At 69.1% G+C, this 20564-nt stretch carries 18 protein-coding genes; 11 read left to right on the top strand and 7 right to left on the bottom strand.

Going from position 1 to position 20564, the window contains the following annotated elements:
* Positions 1-33: 33 nt before the first annotated feature.
* Positions 34-1764, top strand: a complete 1731-nt coding sequence (ctaD, locus tag G6N49_RS14105; RefSeq protein WP_011559252.1) for an aa3-type cytochrome oxidase subunit I — start codon at positions 34-36, stop codon at positions 1762-1764.
* A 37-nt stretch (positions 1765-1801) separates the two neighbouring features.
* Entirely contained in the window at positions 1802-3055 is a 1254-nt protein-coding gene (serB, locus tag G6N49_RS14100) for a phosphoserine phosphatase SerB (protein WP_011559253.1), read from the top strand.
* A 69-nt stretch (positions 3056-3124) separates the two neighbouring features.
* Here serB and yczR read toward each other — a convergent pair whose 3' ends face one another.
* Positions 3125-4573 carry a MocR-like transcription factor YczR gene (yczR, locus tag G6N49_RS14095; protein WP_041925019.1) on the bottom strand — a complete coding sequence of 483 codons (1449 nt, stop codon included), beginning with the start codon at positions 4571-4573 and terminating at the stop codon, positions 3125-3127.
* A gap of 216 nt (positions 4574-4789) precedes the next feature.
* Here yczR and yczE point away from each other — a divergent pair, with 216 nt between their 5' ends.
* The 7 genes from yczE to G6N49_RS14060 are packed head-to-tail and all read left to right on the top strand — an operon-like array spanning position 4790 to position 10681.
* Positions 4790-5470 carry a membrane protein YczE gene (gene yczE, locus G6N49_RS14090; protein ID WP_011559255.1) on the top strand — a complete coding sequence of 227 codons (681 nt, stop codon included), beginning with the start codon at positions 4790-4792 and terminating at the stop codon, positions 5468-5470.
* The gene (locus tag G6N49_RS14085) at positions 5440-6312 is read left to right on the top strand and encodes an ABC transporter ATP-binding protein (RefSeq protein ID WP_011559256.1); all 873 of its coding nucleotides are present in this window, start codon (positions 5440-5442) and stop codon (positions 6310-6312) included. Before yczE ends, G6N49_RS14085 begins: the two co-directional genes overlap by 31 nt.
* On the top strand, positions 6309-7136 hold the full coding sequence (locus G6N49_RS14080; protein ID WP_011855267.1) for an NUDIX hydrolase: 828 nt from the start codon (positions 6309-6311) through the stop codon (positions 7134-7136). The genes G6N49_RS14085 and G6N49_RS14080 overlap by 4 nt, the downstream gene beginning before the upstream one ends.
* A 4-nt stretch (positions 7137-7140) precedes the next feature.
* A complete protein-coding gene (locus G6N49_RS14075) occupies positions 7141-7791 on the top strand; it encodes an enoyl-CoA hydratase (protein ID WP_011559258.1) in 651 nt (216 codons plus the stop codon).
* Between the two features lie 10 nt (positions 7792-7801).
* Positions 7802-8788 (top strand): class I SAM-dependent methyltransferase, encoded by a 987-nt coding sequence (locus G6N49_RS14070; RefSeq protein WP_011559259.1) that lies wholly within the window; start codon positions 7802-7804, stop codon positions 8786-8788.
* The gene (locus G6N49_RS14065) at positions 8746-9960 is read left to right on the top strand and encodes a THUMP-like domain-containing protein (RefSeq protein WP_221222555.1); all 1215 of its coding nucleotides are present in this window, start codon (positions 8746-8748) and stop codon (positions 9958-9960) included. The genes G6N49_RS14070 and G6N49_RS14065 overlap by 43 nt, the downstream gene beginning before the upstream one ends.
* A 22-nt stretch (positions 9961-9982) precedes the next feature.
* Positions 9983-10681, top strand: coding sequence for an esterase (locus tag G6N49_RS14060; RefSeq protein WP_011855269.1), 699 nt, complete (start codon positions 9983-9985; stop codon positions 10679-10681).
* Here G6N49_RS14060 and G6N49_RS14055 read toward each other — a convergent pair.
* Entirely contained in the window at positions 10678-12216 is a 1539-nt protein-coding gene (locus G6N49_RS14055) for an alanine/glycine:cation symporter family protein (RefSeq protein ID WP_011559262.1), read from the bottom strand. The two genes, G6N49_RS14060 and G6N49_RS14055, sit on opposite strands and share 4 nt — an antisense overlap.
* A 135-nt stretch (positions 12217-12351) precedes the next feature.
* Entirely contained in the window at positions 12352-13635 is a 1284-nt protein-coding gene (locus tag G6N49_RS14050; protein ID WP_011855270.1) for a BamB-related PQQ repeat family beta-propellar protein, read from the bottom strand.
* Between the two features lie 77 nt (positions 13636-13712).
* Here G6N49_RS14050 and G6N49_RS14045 point away from each other — a divergent pair, with 77 nt between their 5' ends.
* Positions 13713-14450: an acyltransferase gene (locus tag G6N49_RS14045; protein WP_011559264.1), complete on the top strand. Its 738-nt coding sequence runs from the start codon at positions 13713-13715 to the stop codon at positions 14448-14450.
* A gap of 152 nt (positions 14451-14602) precedes the next feature.
* Here the strand turns inward: G6N49_RS14045 and G6N49_RS14040 are convergent, their stop codons facing one another.
* Genes G6N49_RS14040 through G6N49_RS14025 form a run of 4 tightly spaced genes read right to left on the bottom strand, consistent with a single transcriptional unit; the run spans position 14603 to position 19530 of the window.
* Complete coding sequence (locus G6N49_RS14040) at positions 14603-15907, bottom strand: HNH endonuclease signature motif containing protein (RefSeq protein WP_011855271.1); 1305 nt, start codon at positions 15905-15907, stop codon at positions 14603-14605.
* A gap of 32 nt (positions 15908-15939) precedes the next feature.
* Positions 15940-17178 (bottom strand): glycosyltransferase family 4 protein, encoded by a 1239-nt coding sequence (locus tag G6N49_RS14035; protein WP_011559267.1) that lies wholly within the window; start codon positions 17176-17178, stop codon positions 15940-15942.
* A 10-nt stretch (positions 17179-17188) separates the two neighbouring features.
* Positions 17189-18754 (bottom strand): 1,4-alpha-glucan branching protein domain-containing protein, encoded by a 1566-nt coding sequence (locus tag G6N49_RS14030; protein WP_011855272.1) that lies wholly within the window; start codon positions 18752-18754, stop codon positions 17189-17191.
* The gene (locus tag G6N49_RS14025; protein WP_011855273.1) at positions 18751-19530 is read right to left on the bottom strand and encodes a class I SAM-dependent methyltransferase; all 780 of its coding nucleotides are present in this window, start codon (positions 19528-19530) and stop codon (positions 18751-18753) included. The genes G6N49_RS14030 and G6N49_RS14025 overlap by 4 nt, the downstream gene beginning before the upstream one ends.
* A gap of 206 nt (positions 19531-19736) precedes the next feature.
* Between G6N49_RS14025 and G6N49_RS14020 the strand changes: the two genes are divergently transcribed.
* Positions 19737-20537, top strand: coding sequence for an electron transfer flavoprotein subunit beta/FixA family protein (locus G6N49_RS14020; RefSeq protein WP_011559270.1), 801 nt, complete (start codon positions 19737-19739; stop codon positions 20535-20537).
* Positions 20538-20564: the final 27 nt, after the last annotated feature.

The following is a 20564-nucleotide window of genomic DNA, read 5'->3' as shown; positions in this document are numbered from 1 at the left end:
GGGGAATCGCCGATAGAACTTTTGGAGGACCTCTTGGTAGCGGAAGCGCCCCCAATCGGAGAACTCGAGGCACGTCGTCCGTTCCCGGAGCGTCTGGGTCCCAAGGGCAACCTGTTCTACAAGGTCATCACGACCACCGATCACAAGCTGATCGGGATCATGTACTGCATCGCCTGTTTCGCGTTCTTCCTCGTGGGCGGGTTGATGGCGCTGTTCATGCGCACCGAACTCGCGGTCCCCGGGCTGCAGTTCCTGTCCAATGAGCAGTACAACCAGCTGTTCACCATGCACGGCACGGTGATGTTGCTGTTCTACGCGACCCCGATCGTGTTCGGGTTCGCGAACCTGGTGCTGCCGCTGCAGATCGGCGCCCCGGACGTGGCGTTCCCGCGCCTCAACGCGTTCTCGTTCTGGCTGTTCCTGTTCGGTGCGCTGATCGCGCTGGCCGGGTTCATCACCCCCGGTGGTGCCGCGGACTTCGGCTGGACCGCCTACTCGCCGCTGACCGACGCCATCCACTCGCCCGGCGCGGGTGGTGACCTGTGGATCATGGGTCTGGCCGTCGGTGGTCTTGGCACCATCCTCGGTGGCGTCAACATGGTCACCACCGTGGTGTGCATGCGCGCCCCCGGCATGACGATGTTCCGGATGCCGATCTTCACCTGGAACATCCTGGTGACCTCGATCCTGGTGCTGCTGGCCTTCCCGCTGCTGACCGCGGCGCTGTTCGGCCTGGCTGCCGACCGCCACCTCGGAGCGCACATCTACGACCCGGCCAACGGCGGTGTGCTGCTGTGGCAGCACCTGTTCTGGTTCTTCGGCCACCCCGAGGTGTACATCATCGCGTTGCCGTTCTTCGGCATCGTCAGTGAGATCTTCCCGGTGTTCTCCCGCAAGCCGATCTTCGGCTACACCACCCTGATCTACGCGACCATCGCGATCGCCGCGCTGTCGGTGGCGGTGTGGGCGCACCACATGTACGCGACCGGTGCGGTGCTGCTGCCGTTCTTCTCGTTCATGACATTCCTGATCGCGGTGCCGACGGGGATCAAGTTCTTCAACTGGATCGGCACGATGTGGAAGGGCCAGTTGACGTTCGAGACACCGATGCTGTTCTCGGTGGGCTTCCTGTTGACGTTCCTGCTCGGTGGTCTGTCGGGGGTGCTGCTGGCCAGCCCGCCGCTGGACTTCCACGTCACCGACAGCTACTTCGTCATCGCGCACTTCCACTACGTGCTGTTCGGCACCATCGTGTTCGCCACCTATGCCGGGATCTACTTCTGGTTCCCGAAGATGACCGGCCGACTGCTCGACGAGAAGCTGGGCAAGCTGCACTTCTGGTTGACCTTCATCGGCTTCCACACCACGTTCCTGGTGCAGCACTGGGTCGGTGACGAGGGTATGCCGCGCCGCTACGCCGACTACCTGCCGTCGGACGGGTTCACCACGCTCAACATCGTCTCGACCATCGGGGCGTTCATCCTGGGCATCTCGACGCTGCCGTTCCTGTGGAACATCTTCCGCAGCTGGCGCTACGGCGAGCCGGTCACCGTCGACGATCCGTGGGGTTACGGAAACTCGCTGGAGTGGGCCACCAGCTGCCCGCCGCCGCGGCACAACTTCACCGAACTGCCCCGCATCCGGTCCGAGCGCCCCGCGTTCGAGCTGCACTACCCGCACATGGTCGAGCGGATGCGCGCCGAGGCGCACGTCGGCCGCGACCACCACGCCGACGAGCCCAAGCCGATCGACGCGTCGAGCTGATGGGCTGCGGCGGAATCCTGGGGTGAGTGGTCGGAAGGTGACCTCACCTGTCGGCTCTTCGCGCAAGCGCTCATCGCTGCTGATCACCGTCACCGGAGTCGACCAGCCGGGTGTCACCTCGGCGCTGTTCGAGGTGCTGTCGCGGCATCGGGTCGAGCTGCTCAACGTCGAACAGGTCGTCATCCGGGGCCGCCTCACACTCGGTGTGCTGGTGGCCGCCGCGCCGGAGGTCGCCGACGGTGACGGGTTGCGCACCGACGTCGAGGAGGCGATTCACGACGTCGGCCTCGATGTGACGATCGAGCGCAGCGCCGACACCCCGGTGATGCGGGAGCCGTCGACGCACACGATCGTCGTGCTGGGCCGGCCGATCACCGCCGAGGCGTTCGGTGTGGTGGCCCGCGAGGTCGCGGCGCTCGGGGTCAACATCGACACCATCCGCGGGGTCTCCGACTACCCGGTCACGGGTCTGGAACTGCGGGTGTCGGTGCCTGCCGGCGCCGCGTACGGCCAGCTGCAGAAGGCGATGGCACGGGTCGCCGTCGCCGAGGGTGTCGACATCGCGCTGGAGGACTACAGCCTGTCCCGTCGGGCGAAGCGACTCATCGTGTTCGACGTCGACTCGACCCTGATCCAGGGCGAGGTGATCGAGATGCTGGCCGCGCGTGCGGGGGCGGAGGCCGCCGTCGCCGAGGTCACCGAGGCCGCCATGCGCGGTGAACTCGACTTCGCCGAATCGCTGCACCGCCGCGTCGCGACGCTGGCGGGTCTGCCGGCATCCGTGCTCGACGACGTGGCCGACCAGATCGAACTCACCGCGGGCGCGCGCACGACCCTGCGCACCCTGCGCCGCCTCGGATTCCACTGCGGCATCGTCTCCGGCGGCTTCCGGCAGGTGATCGAACCGCTGGCGCACGAGCTGATGATGGACTTCGTCGCCGCCAACGAACTCGAGATCGTCGACGGGAAGCTGACCGGCCGCGTCGTCGGTGAGGTCATCGACCGGCCCGGTAAGGCCAAGGCGCTGCGCGACTTCGCCCAGCAGGCCGGCGTCCCCATGGAGCAGACCGTGGCGGTCGGTGACGGCGCCAACGACATCGACATGCTGTCGGCGGCCGGGCTCGGCGTGGCGTTCAACGCCAAACCCGCGCTGCGCGAGGTCGCCGACGCCTCGTTGAGCCACCCCTACCTGGACACCGTGCTGTTCATCCTCGGCGTCACCCGCGGGGAAATCGAAGCCGCCGATGCTGTCGACGGCCTGCTGCGCCGCGTCGAGATCCCCGAGGACTGACCCGCTGCACCCGGTGGTCAGACCACTCGATCAAACCACTCGGTCATACCACTCGGTCATACCACTCGGTCATACCACTACGACACGCTGCTGCGGAGCCGTCGCACCGGTCACCGCATGCCAGGCGCGCGCCAGCAGGGTGACGGCCTCGGTCATCTGCTCGGGCGGCAGCGTGTATGGAATCCGGATGAACCGCTCCAGCGAGCCGTCCACACCGAAGCGCGGGCCGGGCGGCACGTCCAGCCCCATCCGTGACGCCGCGGCCGAGAGGGCCGAACTCATCGGTGTCGGCAGTCGCACCCACAGCGCCAGACCGCCACCACCCGGGCAGGGCTGCCAATCCGGCAGATGTTCGTCGAGCAGCGACAACATCAGTGCCCGGCGGGTGCGCAGGATCTCGCGTCGCTCCGGCAACACGTCGTCGGCGACGCGCATCAACTCCGCGGCGGCGAGCTGTTCGAGGATCGGCGTGCCCATGTCGATGGACGGGCGGAGCGCGGCGATCGAGGCCAACGTCGACGGGTCGGCGCGGATCCAGCCGATCCGCAGACCACCCCAGAACGACTTGGACATCGACCCGATGGTCAGCAGCAGATCGCGGCGGCGGGTCATCGCCGTGGCGACCGGAGGGGGGACCGGCTCGTCCAGCCACACCTCGGTCATCGTCTCGTCGACGATGGTGCGGGTGCGGGTGTCGGCGATCATCGCGGCCAACTCCTCGCGCTGGGGCTGCGGCATCGTCAGACCGGTGGGGTTGTGGTTGTCGGGCACCACGTAGGCGAGACTGGGCGCGAGCTGGCGGACCGCGTTGTGCAGGGCCCCGAGATCCCAGCCGTCCTCACCGATCGCGACGGGGACCGCCCGGGCGCCCGCGGTGGAGATCGCGGCGAGTGCGCCGTGGTAGGTCGGCTGCTCGACGAGGACACGATCTCCCGGCTGGGTGTACGTCGCCAGGATCAACCCGATGGCGTGCAGCGCCCCAGTGGTGATCATGATGTCGTCGGCTTCGGTGGGAAGCCCACGCTCACAATATCTTTCGGCGACGGCCCGGCGAAGCGAGGGGACACCGGTGAGTTCGATGCCGGTGTCGTGCAGGTAGGGCGCCATCTGACCGGTGGCGGCGGTGAGGGCGGCGAGCACCGCGGGTACAGGGGCGGCCAGCGCGGCATTGGCCAGGTTGACCGCACCGCGGGAAACGGCCGGGGGTGTGTCGGCGTTCGGTGTGGCCGGCAGGGCCGTGGTGCTGCGCGCCCCGCGGCGGGCGAGCAGGTAGCCGTCCTCGCGGAGTTGGGCGTAGGCGCTGGTGACGGTGGTGCGCGAAACCCGCAGGCACTCCGCGAGTGCGCGTTCACTGGGTAGGCGGGCGCCGACCGGTAACCGCCCGTCGACGATCAGCATCCGGATTCCGTCGGCCAGACCCTGGTAGACCGGGCCACTCGAACTGGCCGTACGCCAGTTGCCCAACTCACGTGCCAGTCGCTCGACGTCGAGCACTCGGGTCGGCATTTCCAGCGTCATTGCAGCCAGTATGCGCCAACTGGCTATTGAAGAGCAAGCCAGTCGTACGAAGAATGGCCACATGGCAACAAACTGGATATCTCGACTCGGAACTGGCCTCTCTTCTTTGTTCAGTTTCCGGCCGGGAGAGTTCACCTCTCCCGAACTGGACGCCGATCTGCGCCGGATGCGTAGCGAACTGGACGCCATCAGGATCCGTTTCCCGGACCACTCCTAGTGGCGGTTCGGCTGACCCGGGCGTCCGCCCGGGCCGCGGTACTGCTCGTCGGACTGCTCCTCTACGGCTTTTCCATGGCGCTCATGGTGCGCGCCGGACTCGGCCTGGATCCGTGGGACGTGTTCCACCAGGGGCTGGCGCGGCGCACCGGCATGACGATCGGGACCGCGACGGCGGTGGTCGGTGTGGCGGTTCTGCTGGCGTGGATACCGCTGCGCAACCGGCCCGGGGTGGGGACGGTGGCCAACGTCGTGGTGATCGCGGTGTCCGTCGACGCGAGCCTGGCCGTCCTGCCCGGCGCGTCGACGCTGCCGGTGCAGGTGGCGTGGATGCTCACCGCGGTCGTGCTCAACGCACTGGCCACCGTCCTCTACATCGGCGCGGGGCTGGGGCCCGGACCCCGCGACGGGTTGATGACGGGCCTGGTGGCCAGAACCGGCCGGTCGGTCCGCCTGGTGCGCACCGCGATCGAGGCGACCGTGCTCACCGCCGGGTGGCTGCTGGGCGGGACGGTTGGCGTCGGCACCGTGGTCTACGCCTTCGGGATCGGCCCACTGGTGCAGCTGTTCATGCGGGTCGGCGATTTCGCCGCCCGCCGCCGGGGTGCCCCGCAGGTTGCCGATGACCTCGAGTACGGCACGATGGTCGGGTGCCCGGAGAAGACACGGCCGAGGGTCTGACCGACGGTGCTGCCGACGAGGCCACCGATGACGATCTGCTGATCGACTTCGCCAAAGTCAGCCTGCGCCGAGGGGGCCGCACGCTGGTCGGCCCGCTCACCTGGGCGGTCGAGCTCGACGAGCGGTGGGTGGTCATCGGGCCCAACGGGGCGGGGAAGACGTCACTGCTGCGCATCGCCGCCGCGATGGAGCATCCGTCGTCCGGGGTCGCCTACGTGCTGGGCGAGCGACTCGGCCGCACCAACATGGCCGAGCTGCGGGCCCGGGTCGGGTTGTCCAGTTCGGCTCTGGCGCAACGGGTTCCACCGGGGGAGGTGGTTCGGGACCTGGTCGTCTCGGCCGGCTACGCCGTGCTCGGGCGGTGGCGGGAACGCTACGACGACGTCGACTACGAACAGGCCGTCGACATGCTGGAGAGCGTCGGCGCCGAACACCTGGCCGAACGCGTCTACGACACCCTGTCCGAGGGTGAACGCAAGCGGGTGCTCATCGCCCGATCGCTGATGACCGATCCGGAACTGCTGCTGCTCGACGAACCGGCCGCCGGCCTCGACCTCGGTGGGCGCGAGGAACTCGTCGCGCGCCTGGCCGACCTCGCCGCCGACCCCGATGCCCCGGCGATGGTGCTCGTCACCCACCACGTCGAGGAGATCCCGCAGGGATTCAGCCACTGCCTGATCCTCTCGGAAGGCAAGGTCGTCGCCGCCGGTCTGCTCCCCGACGTGCTGACCGCCGAGAACCTGTCCAAAGCCTTCGGTCAGCAGATCGCCCTCGACGTCATCGACGGCCGCTACTTCGCCCGTCGCACCCGCACCAGGGCCGCCCACAGGAGACGCTCGTGACCGAACCCGCGCAGAAGTCGACGCCCGATCCGCTCGTGCCGCGGCCCGCCGCCACCGTGATGCTGATCCGCTCCGCTCGTGGCGTCCCCGAAACAAATGAAGTGTTCCTGATGCGCCGCCACGCCGGTATGGACTTCGTCGCCGGGGTGATGGTGTTCCCCGGTGGCGGCGTCGACGACCGTGACCGCAAGGCCGACATCGCATGGGCCGGGCCCGGCCCGCAGTGGTGGGCCGAACGGCTGGGCGTCGACGAGCACCTGGCCGAGGCGCTGGTCTGCGCCGCCGCCCGCGAGACGTTCGAGGAGTGCGGTGTGCTGTTCGCCGGCGCCGCCGACGATCCCGACGTGCTCGTCGACGACGCGTCGGTCTATCGCGAGTCGCGGCTGGCGCTGGCCAACCGGTCGCTGTCGTTCGCCGACTTCCTGCGCACCGAGAAGCTGGTGCTGCGGGCCGACCTGCTGCGGCCGTGGGCGAACTGGGTGACCCCCGAAGAGGAGCGCACCCGCCGCTACGACACGTACTTCTTCGTCGGAGCCCTGCCCGACGGTCAGCTCGCCGACGGTGAGAACACCGAGACCGACCAGGCCGGCTGGGTCACCCCCGAGGAGGCCCTCCGGGACTTCGCCGACGGGCGGTCGTTCCTGCTGCCCCCGACGTGGACGCAACTCGATGCGCTGGCCGGCCGGACCGTGGCCGAGGTGCTCGCCGTCGAACGCCGCATCGAGCCGGTGCAGCCGACGCTGGCCGCGCACAACGGCAACTGGGAGATCGAGTTCTTCGACAGCGACCGCTACAACGCGGCGCGCAACCACCGGGCGCCGTGACGCGGTGAGGGAGTTCGTCGGCGTCCACACCAGCGGCGAGCAGCCCGGCATCGCCACGCTGCTGCTGTCGCGTCCGCCGACCAATGCGCTCACCCGCCAGGTGTACCGCGAATTGGCTTCGGCGGCAGACGAACTCACCGGGCGCGATGATGTCGCCGCGGTCATCCTGTTCGGCGGTCACGAGATCTTCTCGGCCGGCGACGACGTCCCCGCATTGCGCACACTGAGCCCGCAGGAGACCGTCACCGCGGCCGAGGTGGCCCGCCGGGCGCTTTCCGCGGTCGCCGCCATCCCGAAACCGACCGTCGCCGCGGTGACCGGTTACGCCCTCGGCAGTGGTCTGACGCTGGCGCTGGCCGCCGACTGGCGCATCAGCGGGGACAACGTGAAGGTGGGTTCCACCGAGATCCTCGCCGGCCTGGCCCCAAGACCGGACGCCACCGCGCGGCTGACACAGGCCATCGGTCCGAGTAAGGCCAAGGACCTGGTGTTCTCCGGCCGCTTCGTCGGCGCCGAGGAGGCCCATACGCTGGGATTGCTCGACGAACTGGCCGCGCCCGACGGTGTCTACGACGCCGCGGTGGCCTGGGCGCGACGCTTCACCGACTACCCACCGCAGGTGCTGGCTGCCGCCAAGGCGGCCTTCGCCGGTTAGGCTGCCCTCCATGACGAGTATCGACCACACGTCCACCGACCTGCCCGCGTCCAATCCGCACGCGACCGCCGAACAGGTCGAGGCCGCGATGACCGACTCGAAGCTCGCCCAGGTGCTCTATCACGACTGGGAGGCCGAGACCTACGACGAGAAATGGTCGATCTCCTACGACCAGCGGTGCGTCGACTACGCCCGCGGCCGGTTCGACGCCGCGGTGCCCGAGGAGGTGCAGCGTGAACTGCCCTACGACCGGGCGCTGGAGCTCGGCTGCGGTACCGGGTTCTTCCTGCTCAACCTGATCCAGGCGGGCGTGGCCCGGCGTGGATCGGTGACCGACCTGTCGCCGGGCATGGTGAAGGTGGCCACCCGCAACGGCCAGTCCCTGGGACTCGACATCGACGGCCGCGTGGCCGACGCCGAGGGCATCCCGTACGACGACGACACCTTCGACCTGGTGGTCGGGCATGCGGTGTTGCACCACATCCCCGACGTCGAACTGTCGCTGCGTGAGGTGATCCGGGTGCTCAAACCCGGCGGGCGGTTCGTGTTCGCCGGGGAGCCGACCACGGTCGGCAACCGCTACGCACGCGAACTGTCGACGCTGACATGGCGGATCGCCACCAACGTCACGAAGCTGCCGATGCTGTCGGACTGGCGCCGCCCGCAGACCGAACTCGACGAATCGTCGCGTGCGGCGGCCCTGGAGGCCGTCGTCGACCTGCACACCTTCGACCCGGCCGACCTCGAACGCATGGCACGCTCGGCCGGCGCCGTCGACATTCGCACCGCCAGTGAGGAATTCACCGCCGCCATGCTGGGCTGGCCGGTGCGGACGTTCGAGGCCGCCGTGCCCCCCGGCCGGTTGGGTTGGAACTGGGCGAAATTCGCGTTCGGCAGTTGGACGACGCTGAGCTGGGTGGACGCCAACGTGTGGCGCCGGATCGTCCCGAAGGGCTGGTTCTACAACGTGATGGTCACAGGGGTCAAGCCGTCCTAGCGTTCGACCTGGAGTCGGTCGCCTATCTGCGCAGCGACGAGGGTCGCGGCGCACTGGCCGACGTGGCCGGGCGGCCGCTGACCCCCGCCAGTCTGGTGGCCGATATCGCTTGGGCGCGAACACGTTTCGCCGAACGCGCCGGCATCCTGGTCGAAACGGTGCGGTTGCGTCGAAAGGCTGCGGACAAACTGCCCGGCACCGCCGACTGGCTGTTCACCGACGAGGCGCTGCAACAGGCCACCGCCGGGGTAGTGGCGTCACACCGGGCGGGCCGGTTGACCGGGGCCCGGGTCCATGACGCGACGTGCTCGATCGGCACCGAGCTTGCGGCGCTTGCCGATCGGGCCGGCTACGTGGTGGGCAGCGACCTCGATCCGGTCCGCCTGGCGATGGCCCGCAACAACCTCGATACCGGTGGCCGCGCTGTGCCCCTCCTGCGGGCCGACGCGCTGCGGCCGGTGACCCGCGACACCGTCGTCCTGCTCGATCCGGCCCGCAGGCGCGGCGGCCGGCGCACGTTCGATCCGCGCGAGTACACCCCACCCCTGGACGTGGCGCTCGACGTCTATGCCGGGCGGGATCTCGTCGTCAAATGCGCTCCCGGAGTCGATTTCGGCGCGCTGCGCCGCCTCGGCTTCACCGGCGAGATCGAGATCACGTCACATGCGGGCAGCGTCCGCGAGGCCTGCCTGTGGTCGGCCGGGCTGACGCCGGCCGGGGTCACCCGCCGGGCGAGCGTCCTGGACCGCGGCGAAGAACTCACCGATGCCGAACCCGACGAGTGCCCGGTCGCACCCGCGGGACGCTGGATCGTCGATCCGGACGGTGCGATCGTGCGCGCCGGACTGGTCCGTCACTACGCGGCACGGCACGGTCTGTGGCAGCTGGACCCCGAGATCGCCTACCTGTCGGGCGATCGGCTCCCCGACGGCGTACGCGGTTTCGAGGTGCTCGACCAGGTCGCCTACCAGGAGAAGCGGCTGCGGCAGGCGCTGGCAGCCCACGACGCCGGATCCGTCGAGATCCTGGTCCGCGGTGTCGACGTCGACCCCGACGCGCTGCGTCGCCGGCTCAAACCCCGCGGCGCGGCGGCGGTGTCGGTGGTCGTGACCCGCCTCGGCAGCGGGACCGCAAGTCGGGCAACGGCCTTCATATGTCGGCCGTCACACTGATCGGCAACGTACGCTGGCGGTGATGACACGAGCCCTTTCGATCGCGGCGCTGCTGACCGCCACCGTGCTGACCGGCTGGACCGGTACACCGGTGGCGTCGGCGCAGACCGCCTGCGCCGACCTCGGCGGCGCCCTGAATTCCGAGCAGTCCTGTCAGGTGCACGCCGCGGCCGCGGAGTACACCGTCGAGTTCAGCTTCCCGGCCGGCTACCCCGACGAGCAGGCGGTCTCGGCGTACCTGACCCAGACTCGCGACGGATTCGTCAACGTCTCCGAGATGCCGGGTGCGCGCGGCCTGCCGTACGTACTCGACGCCAAGGGCACCGCGTACCACTCGGGGCTGGCTCCGCGCGGCACCCAGAGCCTCGTCCTGGAGGTCTACCAGAACGTCGGTGGCGCGCACCCGCAGACGTGGTTCAAGGCGTTCAACTACGACCTCGGCGCCCGTACGCCGATCACGTTCGACACGCTGTTCCGGCCGGGCACCCGTCCGCTCGACGTCGTGTACCCCGCGGTGCAGCGAGATCTGCAGGCCAAGACCGGAATCGACCAACCCGTGCTGCCCGCCGACGGGCTGGACCCGCAGAACTACCAGAACTTCGCGGTCACCGACGAAGCGGTGATCTTCTTCTTCGGCCAGGGCGAACTGCTGCCCGAGGCCGCGGGCGCCATCCAGGCGTCGGTGCCGCGGGCAGCGCTCGCTCCCATCCTGGCGGTCTAGACAGCGGACTTCTGGCTTCTCGGCGTCGGTTCGTACGTCTCCCAGAACGAGGCGTTCGAGATCTGCAGCGCCACCGGGTCGAACAGCGGATCCAGCCCGGCCTTCTTCTGCTTCTCGTAGTCCCACAGCGCCTTGTAGGCGGGCTGCTGCAGGATGATGATGCCGATGATGTTCAGCCAGGCCATCAGCCCGACGCCGATGTCGCCGAGAACCCAGGCCTCGGTGGCCGTCGACACCGCCCCGATCACCACCGACACCAGGATCAGCGCCTGCAGCAGCATGGTGGCGGTCCCGCCGACGGTGCCGCGGATGAACGGGATCTCCACGGTCGAGGACTTCCCGAGGATGAACCGCAGGTTCGTCTCCGCCATGTAGTAGTAGGCGACCAACGTGGTGAAACAGAAGAACGCCAACGAGATCGCCACGAACGACGCGCCCGCCCCGCTCCACAGCGTGTCGAAACCGACCTGCGCGAAGCCCGGCCCCACCGGGGTGTCGGCGGGCAGCATGCCGCCCTCGGCGAGCACCGCACCGGTTTCGCTCTCGCCCTCGAACACCCGGTAGGCGCCGGTCGACAGGATCAGGAAGCCGGTGGCCGAGCAGACGAACAACGTGTCGACGTAGACCGCGAACGCCTGGACCAGACCCTGTTTGGCGGGGTGGGACACCTCCGCGGCGGCGGCCGCATGCGGACCGGTGCCCTGTCCGGCCTCGTTGGAGTAGATGCCGCGTTTGACACCCCACATCACCGCGGAACCGATGATCGCACCGAACGCGGAGTCGAGACCGAAGGCGCTGGCGAAGATCATCTGCAGGATCCCGGGCACCTCACCGGCGTTGAGAAGGACGATGATCAGCGCGAGCACGATGTAGACGACCGCCATGAACGGCACCACGATCGACGCGAACGCCGCGATGCGCTTGACGCCGCCGATGATGACGAACGCCAGCACGATGACCGTGCCGACCGCGACCCACCAGGTCGAGAAGCCCCACGCCGAGTTCATCGCCGACGCCATCGAGTTGGACTGCACGCTGGGCAGCAGCAGCCCGCACGCCAGGACGGTGACGGCGGCGAAGATCGCGCCGTAGACCTTGAAGAGCCCCGCCGCGCCGGTGTGCGAGAGCGCCCGGCTCAGGTAGTAGGCCGGCCCGCCGCGGTATTCACCGGTCAACGGGTCGCGGGTCTTGTAGATCTGCCCCAGCGTGCACTCGACGAAGGACGTCGAGGCGCCGAGGAACGCGACCGCCCACATCCAGAACAGGGCGCCGGGTCCACCGAACGCGATCGCCGTCGCCACGCCGGCGATGTTGCCGGTGCCGACCCGGCCGGCCAGCGACATCGTCAGCGCCTGGAACGACGAGACCCCGGAGGGCGACTTCTCGCCGCGCAACATCAACCGCACCATCTCGGGCACCTGGCGCACCTGGACGAAGCGCGACCGGATCGAGAAGTACACACCTGCACCCAGGCACAGATAGACCAGGGCGTTGCTCCACACGAAGCCGTTCACCGTGTCGAGGAATTCGGACACCACACACTCCCACGCGTCGTACGTCGGCCGCCGTTGTGCGGCCCCCGGGCATGATTCCACGCCTCACGGTCGATATTTGTTAAATCAGGGTCACCGCGGCGTTAGTTTTGGCGAGCAAATGCTCACGGGCCATACCTATTCCGGCGCGAACCCGTAGACCTGGCCATCGCTGGTGGCGGCGACGACGCGGCCGTCGTGTCCGAGTGAGACCCCGACCGGCCACCCGGTCGCCTCGGGCAGGGGATAGCTGTTGACGGTTCGGCCGTCGGCGGTGTCGAACACGGTCAGATCCTGACCACCGTCCGGTGCCTCGACCACCGCGTAGCCGAGGCGGCCGGCGCGGCTGGAAGTGGTCAGCGGGACGACGTCCTCACGCGTCCACACCACCTCGCCTCGGTCGCCGCTGTCGCGGATCGCCGTCAGCTTCGCCCCCGGCCCGCCGCCGGCGATGATCGAACCGTCCGGGGATACCGACGGCGGGGTCTGCGGCAGATAGTCCAGGGGGACCGACCATTTGGCGGCGCCGTCGGCGGTGTCGAGCGCCCACAGTCGTTCGTCGCGGCCGTTGACGTACACCGTCGACCCGTCGGCCGAGATCACCGGACTGGCCAGTGGCCCTTTCTCCACCGCGTCACTGGTCCATTCACGAGCCAGCAGCGGCGTCTGGCCCGGGCGGTAGCGCAGCCCGACCAGGACCGGCTTGTCGGCGCCTGGCTCCCACAGGCTCAGCACCACGATGGCGCCGGCGGCCGAGAAGGCCGGGGCCGCCGCCACCGGGCATTCGGGACGGGAGAGCCTGCAGTCCGCCAGACCCCGCTCGGAGTTCCTGGGGTCGACACCGCTCACCAGGTCGATCGGGGTGCCCTCGACGGTGCCGCGGTGGGCGTCGAAGACGAGGACCTGACCCAGGTGTGTGATCACCAGCAACTGGCCGGGCGCCATGATCCGGGGTGTGGTCGGCGCGCCGATCACCGGTTTGCGCCAGCGGATCCACTGCGTCCGCGGAAATGCCAGGATCGCGCCCGGTTGCCCGACGTAGAGGTTGTCGAAACCGTCGAGCAACGGGCTGGCGCCGCCGCCGCCCTGTACGAGCCGCGAACACCACCGCTGGCGGGCGTCGTTGTCGGCCTCCCAGACCATCAGCGAGCACCCCGCCGGGCTCTGTGCGTTGGCCGCGAGATAGCCGCCGGTGCCCAGCGCCACCGCGGCGCCCAGGTCGCCCTTGACCGACCGGCTCCATTCCAGCGTCAGGGAATCGGCGCCGTCGGCGGCGACGAAGCTGCTGTTGGCGGCGTCACCGTACTGAGCGGGCCACCCCGGCGCGGACTTGGCCTCCACCCAGGACGACGCGTCACCGCACCCGGCAGACGCACCCACCAGCAGCGCTGAAACCGCCAGCACGAGGAATCGCCGGAACACGGTGTCCTTTCAGTCGCTGATGAGCCCACGTGAGGGTAACCCGGACGCCCTCACGTCCTCGCGTAGGCTTTGCGGCCATGACGACGATGTGGGGCGCTCCGCTGCACAAGCGTTGGCGGGGCTCGCGACTGCGTGACCCGCGCCAGGCCAGGTTCCTGACGGTCGCTTCGGCGCGCTGGGTGCTGGCCAACCGCGCCTACACCCCCTGGTACCTGGTCCGGTACTGGCGGCTGCTCAAGTTCAAGCTGACCAATCCACACGTGATCACCCGGGGCATGGTGTTCCTCGGCAAGAACGTGGAGATCCAGGCGACGCCCGAACTGGCGCAGCTGGAGATCGGGCGCTGGGTGCACATCGGTGACAAGAACACGATCCGGGCCCACGAGGGGTCGCTGCGCATCGGCGACAAGGTGGTGCTGGGCCGCGACAACGTCATCAACACCTACCTCGACATCGAACTCGGTGACTCCGTCCTGATGGCCGACTGGTGCTACGTCTGCGATTTCGATCACAAGATGGACAGCATCGAGATGCCGATCAAGGATCAGGGCATCGTCAAGAGCCCGGTGCGGATCGGCCCGGACACCTGGGTGGCGACGAAGGTCACCGTGCTGCGCGGCACCACTGTCGGCCGGGGCTGCGTGCTGGCCGCCCACGCCGTCGTCAAGGGCGAGATCCCGGACTTCTCGATCGCCGTGGGCGCGCCCGCCAAGGTGGTCAAGAACCGCAAACTCGCGTGGGAGACATCGGCGGCCCAGCGCGCGGAACTGGCTGCGGCGCTGGCCGACATCGAGCGCAAGAAGGCTTCGCGCTAACACCGCCGCGTCTCGGCCGAAGAGCGCCGCGGCGCTGCCGGTGGCACCACCACGGGCGGGGACGGGATCACCACAGCGCGAGAACAGCTGACTCGCACCGACTTCTACACCAGGGTCGTGCGCGGCGACTTCGGACGACCCTCACGTAGGACTCAGTTGGCCACTTGGGGTGGGGGTTGGAATGGTGTGTACCACCACCAGTCGGCGCGCTCGCCGGATGGTCCGCGGTAGGGCGGCACCTGGGGTGGGGGTTGGTTGGGTTGGCGGGCCAGCGATCCTGAGTGCAGTCGTCGGCCGGTGGCGTCGGTGACGGTGAGCTTCGATGCGGGTCCGGTGATGGTGATGATGCCGCGGTGGTGCAGGCGGTGGTGGTAGGGGCAGACCAGGACGAGGTTGTCGAGGTCGGTGGGTCCGCCGTTCTCCCAGTGCTGGATGTGGTGGGCGTGCAGTCCGCGGGTGGATTCGCAGCCGGGGACCACGCAGGTGCGGTCGCGGTGTTCGAGGGCGCGCCGTAGGCGGCGGTTGATCAGCCTCGTGGTGCGTCCGGCGCCGATGAGTTGGCCGTCGCGTTCGAACCACACTTCGCAGGTGGCGTCGCAGCCCAGGTAGCGCCGATCGGCATCCGACAGCAATGGGCCGAGGTGTAGGGCGGCGATGCGGTCGTCGACGTCGAGGTGCATGACCACGGTGGTGCGGTCTGCGTGCGGGCGGCGGGCGGCCTCGGTGTCCCAGGCGGTGTCGATGAGGTCCATGAACGCGTCAGCCAGCCGGGGCATCGGTGGCCGGCCGACACCCGAGGAATCGTCGGTGTCATCGGTGTCGCCGTGGTCGCGTTTCCATTGGGCGATGAGCCCGTCGAGGCGGGAGTGCAGGGCGGCGTCGACTTTCGCCGCGTCGACGTGGGGCACCTTGATGTGCCAGTAGGTGTACTGCTCGTCGGAGGTTGTGGTGATCGAGGGCTGTAGGTCCGCCGGATCGGGGAGGGGTTTCGGTTCGACGTCGGCATCGCTGTCGGCGTCCGGTTCGGGTTGGGGTGGGGGTTCGAGTTTGATGGCGGTGCGGAGTTGGCTGACTGAGGCGTGGGTGGCCAGTTCGGCGTAGTGGTCATCGGATCCGGTGGTGGCCCGTTCGGCGATGGCGCCGACTTGATCCAGTGACAGTCGGCCCTCGCGGAGGGCTTGGGTGCAGCGGGGGAACTCGGTGAGCCGGTGGGCGATGGCGGCGATGGTCTTCGCGTTCGCCGGGGACACACCGGTTTTCCACGCCACCAACGCCGTGACGGAGCGGGCACCGGTGGCGCCCCACAGTTGGTCACCGTCGATCTCGGCCACGATCTCCACGATGCGCCCGTCGATGGCGTTGCGCTGGCCCGTCAGTTCCGCGAGTTCCTCGAAGCACGCCTCCAGCTGCGCAGCGCGAGGCGCGCTGGGAACGAAACCCGGTGCGCTCGAGGGCATGACACCATCATGACAGGAGGGTCTGACACGAATCAGCGGTCGGGCAGCGCCCGCTCGACAATCGGGAGTCGCGGAAGCGGTTCGCGCTCACGGCGTTTGGCGGCGATGTAGACCTGTGAGGTCTCCTCTGCGATGGTGTGCCATTCGAATTCGGAGGTGAGCCGGTCACGTGCCGCGACCGCGCGCCGCTGGGCCGCGGCCGGGTCGTCGAGCACGGTGCGGACCGCAGCAGCGAGTCCCGTGACATCCCGGGGCGGGAACGACACCCCCGTCACCCCGTCGATGACCGCCTCACCGAGGCCGCCCGCGGTGGAGGTCACCAGCGGTGTTCCCGTCGCGGCCGCCTCGAGGGCGACGATGCCGAACGGTTCGTAGTGGCTGGGCAGCACGGCCGCGTCCGCGGTGTGCAGCATGTCGACGAGACCGTCGTGGTCGAGCCGACCGGCGAACGACACCGCCTTGCGCACCTTGTGCCTACGTGCCTGTTCGATCAGCCAGTCCAGCTGGGTGCCGTCGCCTGCGATGGTCAGCGTCGTGCCGGGATGGGTGCGGCGGATCCGCGGGAGCGCGGCGATCAGGTCGTGCACACCCTTCTCGTATTCGAGACGGCCGAGGTATAGCAGCTGGGCGGGACCGCTGCGGGGGCGGCGCTGTGCGAAAGGCCAACGCTGCGCTTCGATTCCGTTGCGGATCACCCGGATCTCCGGCAGGCCCGGCCCGAACAGTTCGGTGATCTCCTCGCGCATCGACGACGAACAGGTGATCAGCGAATCGGATTCGCGCGCCAGCCACGACTCGACCGCGTGCACCTGGCGGCTGATGGGGCCGGCCACCCAACCGGAGTGCCTACCCGCCTCGGTGGCGTGCATGGTGGAAACCAGTGGCACGTCGAAGAATTCGGCGAGCGTGATCGCCGGATGGGCGACCAGCCAGTCGTGGGCGTGCACGACCTCGGGGCGCCACGGCCGGCCGTGGTCCTTGATCGCCAGACCGGCCCGGATCATCGCGTGCCCCATGGCCAGCGTCCAGGCCATCATGTCGGGTCCGAACGCGAACTCGTGGGGGTCGTGGGCGGCGGCGACCACTCGCACGCCCTCGCTGACCTCGTCGGTGGTGGGGTGTGTGCTGGGGTCGGTGTCGGCCGGTCGACGGCTGAGCACGACGACCTCGTGTCCGGCCGCGGCCAGCGCCGTCGCGAGGTGGTGCACATGCCTTCCGAGCCCCCCGATGACCACCGGTGGGTACTCCCAGGAGACCAGAAGAATTCTCACGCAACGGCTTTCATCGCGGTAACCGGCGGGCGTCGAGGGCGCCGAACAGGCCGTCGGCGCGGTTCCAGCCGTCGGCGAGGCGCTGGGCCTGCTCCCGCCGGCCGGCCGCGAGTGCGTCGGCGATCTCGCGGGTCGCGTGGGCGTGCAGGTGGGCGCGGTAGCGGGCGTAGTCGGCCGCGGAGTCCTTGCTCACCATGAACGGCCAGTCGCTCGAGACGGTCAGCAGGGTCTCGCGCAGGATCTGGTCGGCGACGGTGTCCCGCGGTGTCGGGCTGCCCACCGACGCGCGCTGGGTGAGCGCCTTGTCGACGGTGCTGAGCGCGGTGTCGACGACCTCGGCGTTGAGTCGGACGAAGTCGGTCACCTGGTCTCCGGCCCAGACCTGCCAGTCCTTACCCGAACCCCACGAACTGGGCGGCAGATCGACTGGGGCGCCGACGAATCCGCCGTCGACGGCATCGCTGAGCGTGCCCACCCGCACACCGGCTTCCGGCAGCGCCCGCAGTACGCGGGCCAGCCACTCCGGCCCCTCGTACCACCAGTGGCCGAACAGTTCGGTGTCGAAGGCGGCGACCACGTGCGCCGGGCGGCCGATCCGCTCGCTCTCGTCCGTCAGCCGCCGCCGCACCACCTGCACGAAGTCGGCGACGTGGGCGTCGATGGCGGCGTCGGCGCGGTCCGGTTCGTATGGGGCTTTGGCCGACGACGGCACGTTGCGCCCGGTGACCCGCGCCGGCTTCAACCCGGTGACGTGGTCGTAGGTGTGGAAGTCGCGGTAGGCGGCGTGGCCGGGATAGCCGGACTTGGGCGACCACACGCGGTAGCTGACCTGCAGGTCGCGACCGAACGCGACGACGCCGGAGTGGCCGACGGGGCGGCCGAGCGCGGTGTCGCCGTGCAGCGACGGGCCGTCGACCATGAAGTGGCCGACGCCCGCCGCGGCATAGTCGGCCTCCATGCCCGGGGCGTACGCGCACTCCGGGGCCCAGATGCCGCGCGGGGTGTGCGCGAAGCGCTGTCCGGCGTCGGCGAGCCCTTCGCGCAGCGCGAACTCCCGCAGTCGGGGGTTGAGCAACGGCTGGAACGGATGCGCCAGCGGCCCGCCCAGCAGTTCGACGGTGCCCGCGTCGACGAGCTCACGCAGCAGCGGACTGCCGCCGTGGCGCCACAGTGTGGCGAACTCCTCGAGCGCCAGCTCCGCCTCGCCCTGCTCGCGAACACCGAAGGCGCGCAACGCTTCCGGTGTGCACGCCGGTGTGGTGTCCGAGGAGGCGCGCAGGGTGGCGGCCTCCAGTGCCCGCAGCTGCCAGTTCGCCAGCCAGCTGTGCATCCCGGTCAGGCAGTAGGGGTCGTCGAGCTGAGCGGTCACCACCGGTGTCATCCCGAGGGTGAGCAGATGGTCGCGGCCCTCGCCGGCCAGCCTGCGCAGCACGCGCGTCAGCGGCAGGTACGACGCCGACCACGACTGGTAGAGCCACTCCTCGCCGACCGGCCAGCGGCCGTGGTGCGCCAGCCACGGCAGATGCGTGTGCAGGACGAGGGTGAACAGCCCCGGTACCCGAGCGTCGTCGCTCACGGTCGCACCGCGATCGCGACCAGGTCGAGGCTGTCGTCGATGTCTTCTCCGGAGGTCAGGTCGAAGTCGTCGATGCGCACCGCGGCGACGTCGTCGAGGAGGTCCTGCGGCCACGGCGCATCGGCCACCGCGCGGGCGATCTGCGCGTCGATGATGGACCCGCCGTGGCGGGCGTCCAGTTCACGCAGGCGTGGCCCGTGATAGACCCCGAGCATCGCTTCCATCTCGAATCCGGCCGTGGTGAGCAATTCGGTCAGTTCGGCCGCGTTGAGTTCGCGGGTGTGGAACGGGTTGACCGGGGTGTCCCGGCCGGGGGAGAAGGTGATCCGGTTCGGGGTCGACATCAGCAGCAACCCCCCGGGCCGCAGCACCCGCAGGCATTCGCCGACGAATTGTGGCTGATCCCACAAATGTTCGATCACCTGGAAATTCACCACCACGTCGACCGACGCGTCGACCAGTGGCAAAGCGGCGAGGTTGCCGTGGTGGATCTCCACCCGCGGGTAGCGGGCGCGCACGTGCGCGACGGTCGCCTCGTCGTAGTCCAGCGCGATCACCCGTCGTGCGACCCCGGCGATCAGATCCGCCCCGTAGCCCTCACCGCATCCGGCCTCGAGCACGTCGCGGCCGGCGCACCGGTCCGCGAGGCGGGCGTAGACGACCTCGTGGCGGCGGAACCAGTAGTTCTCCTCCGCCAGCCCGGGGATCGTCCGCTCGCCGGTGAGGGGGAGGGTCTCGTCGCCGCCCCCACGCGGCCCGGTAACGAATGCGCTCATCGCAGGCAGGCTAACCCAGGCGACGCCGTCGTGGCCGGTTCGTGAACGGTTCACGGTGGTAGGGGAGGCGGGCGCATGAACTTCGACCAGCTATGGTGTTCCTGCAAACCACCTGTTGTTACTGACGAGTAACATGGTGCCAGTTTCACAAAACGTGGTAACGGGCCGACCGCCGGCCGGCCTCATCGAGGAGGACGATCCATCTCATGACGAACATCGTGGTCCTGATCAAACAGGTCCCTGACACCTGGTCCGAGCGCAAGCTCTCCGAGAGCGATTGGACGTTGGACCGGGAAGCCGCTGACGCCGTGCTCGACGAGATCAACGAGCGTGCCGTCGAAGAGGCGCTCCTCATCAAGGAGAAGGAAGCCGCCAACGGGGTCGAGGGCACCGTCACCGTGCTGACCGCCGGCCCGGAGCGGGCGACCGAGGCGATCCGCAAGGCGCTGTCCATGGGCGCCGACAAGGCCGTGCACCTGGTCGACGAGGGTATGCACGGTTCGGACATGGTGCAGACCGGGTGGGCACTGGCCCGCGCGCTGGGCGCCATCGAGGGCACCGAGCTGGTCATCGCCGGCAACGAGGCGACCGACGGTGCGGGCGGTGCGGTCCCGGCGATCATCGCCGAGTACCTGGGTCTGCCGCAGCTGACCCACATGCGCAAGGTCACCGTCGCCGACGGCAAGGTCACCGGTGAGCGCGAGACCGACGACGGTGTGTTCACCCTCGAGGCGTCGCTGCCCGCGGTGGTCAGCGTGAACGAGAAGATCAACGAGCCGCGCTTCCCGTCCTTCAAGGGCATCATGGCCGCCAAGAAGAAGGAAGTCACGACCCTGACTCTGGCCGAGATCGGTGTCGAGTCCGACGAGGTCGGCGTGGCGAACGCCGGTTCGAAGGTGCTGTCGTCGACGCCGAAGCCGCCGAAGACCGCGGGCGAGAAGGTCACCGACGAAGGCGAAGGCGGCAGCAAGGTCGCCGAGTACCTGGTCGCTCAAAAAATCATCTAGCAGATCATTCTTCAGGACTTGAGAAAC

The sequence above is a fragment of the Mycolicibacterium monacense genome (genome assembly GCF_010731575.1).
Lineage (GTDB): Bacteria > Actinomycetota > Actinomycetes > Mycobacteriales > Mycobacteriaceae > Mycobacterium > Mycobacterium monacense.
The sequence above is the reverse complement of the archived record's forward strand: the minus strand, read 5'-3'. Positions and strand labels throughout refer to the sequence as shown.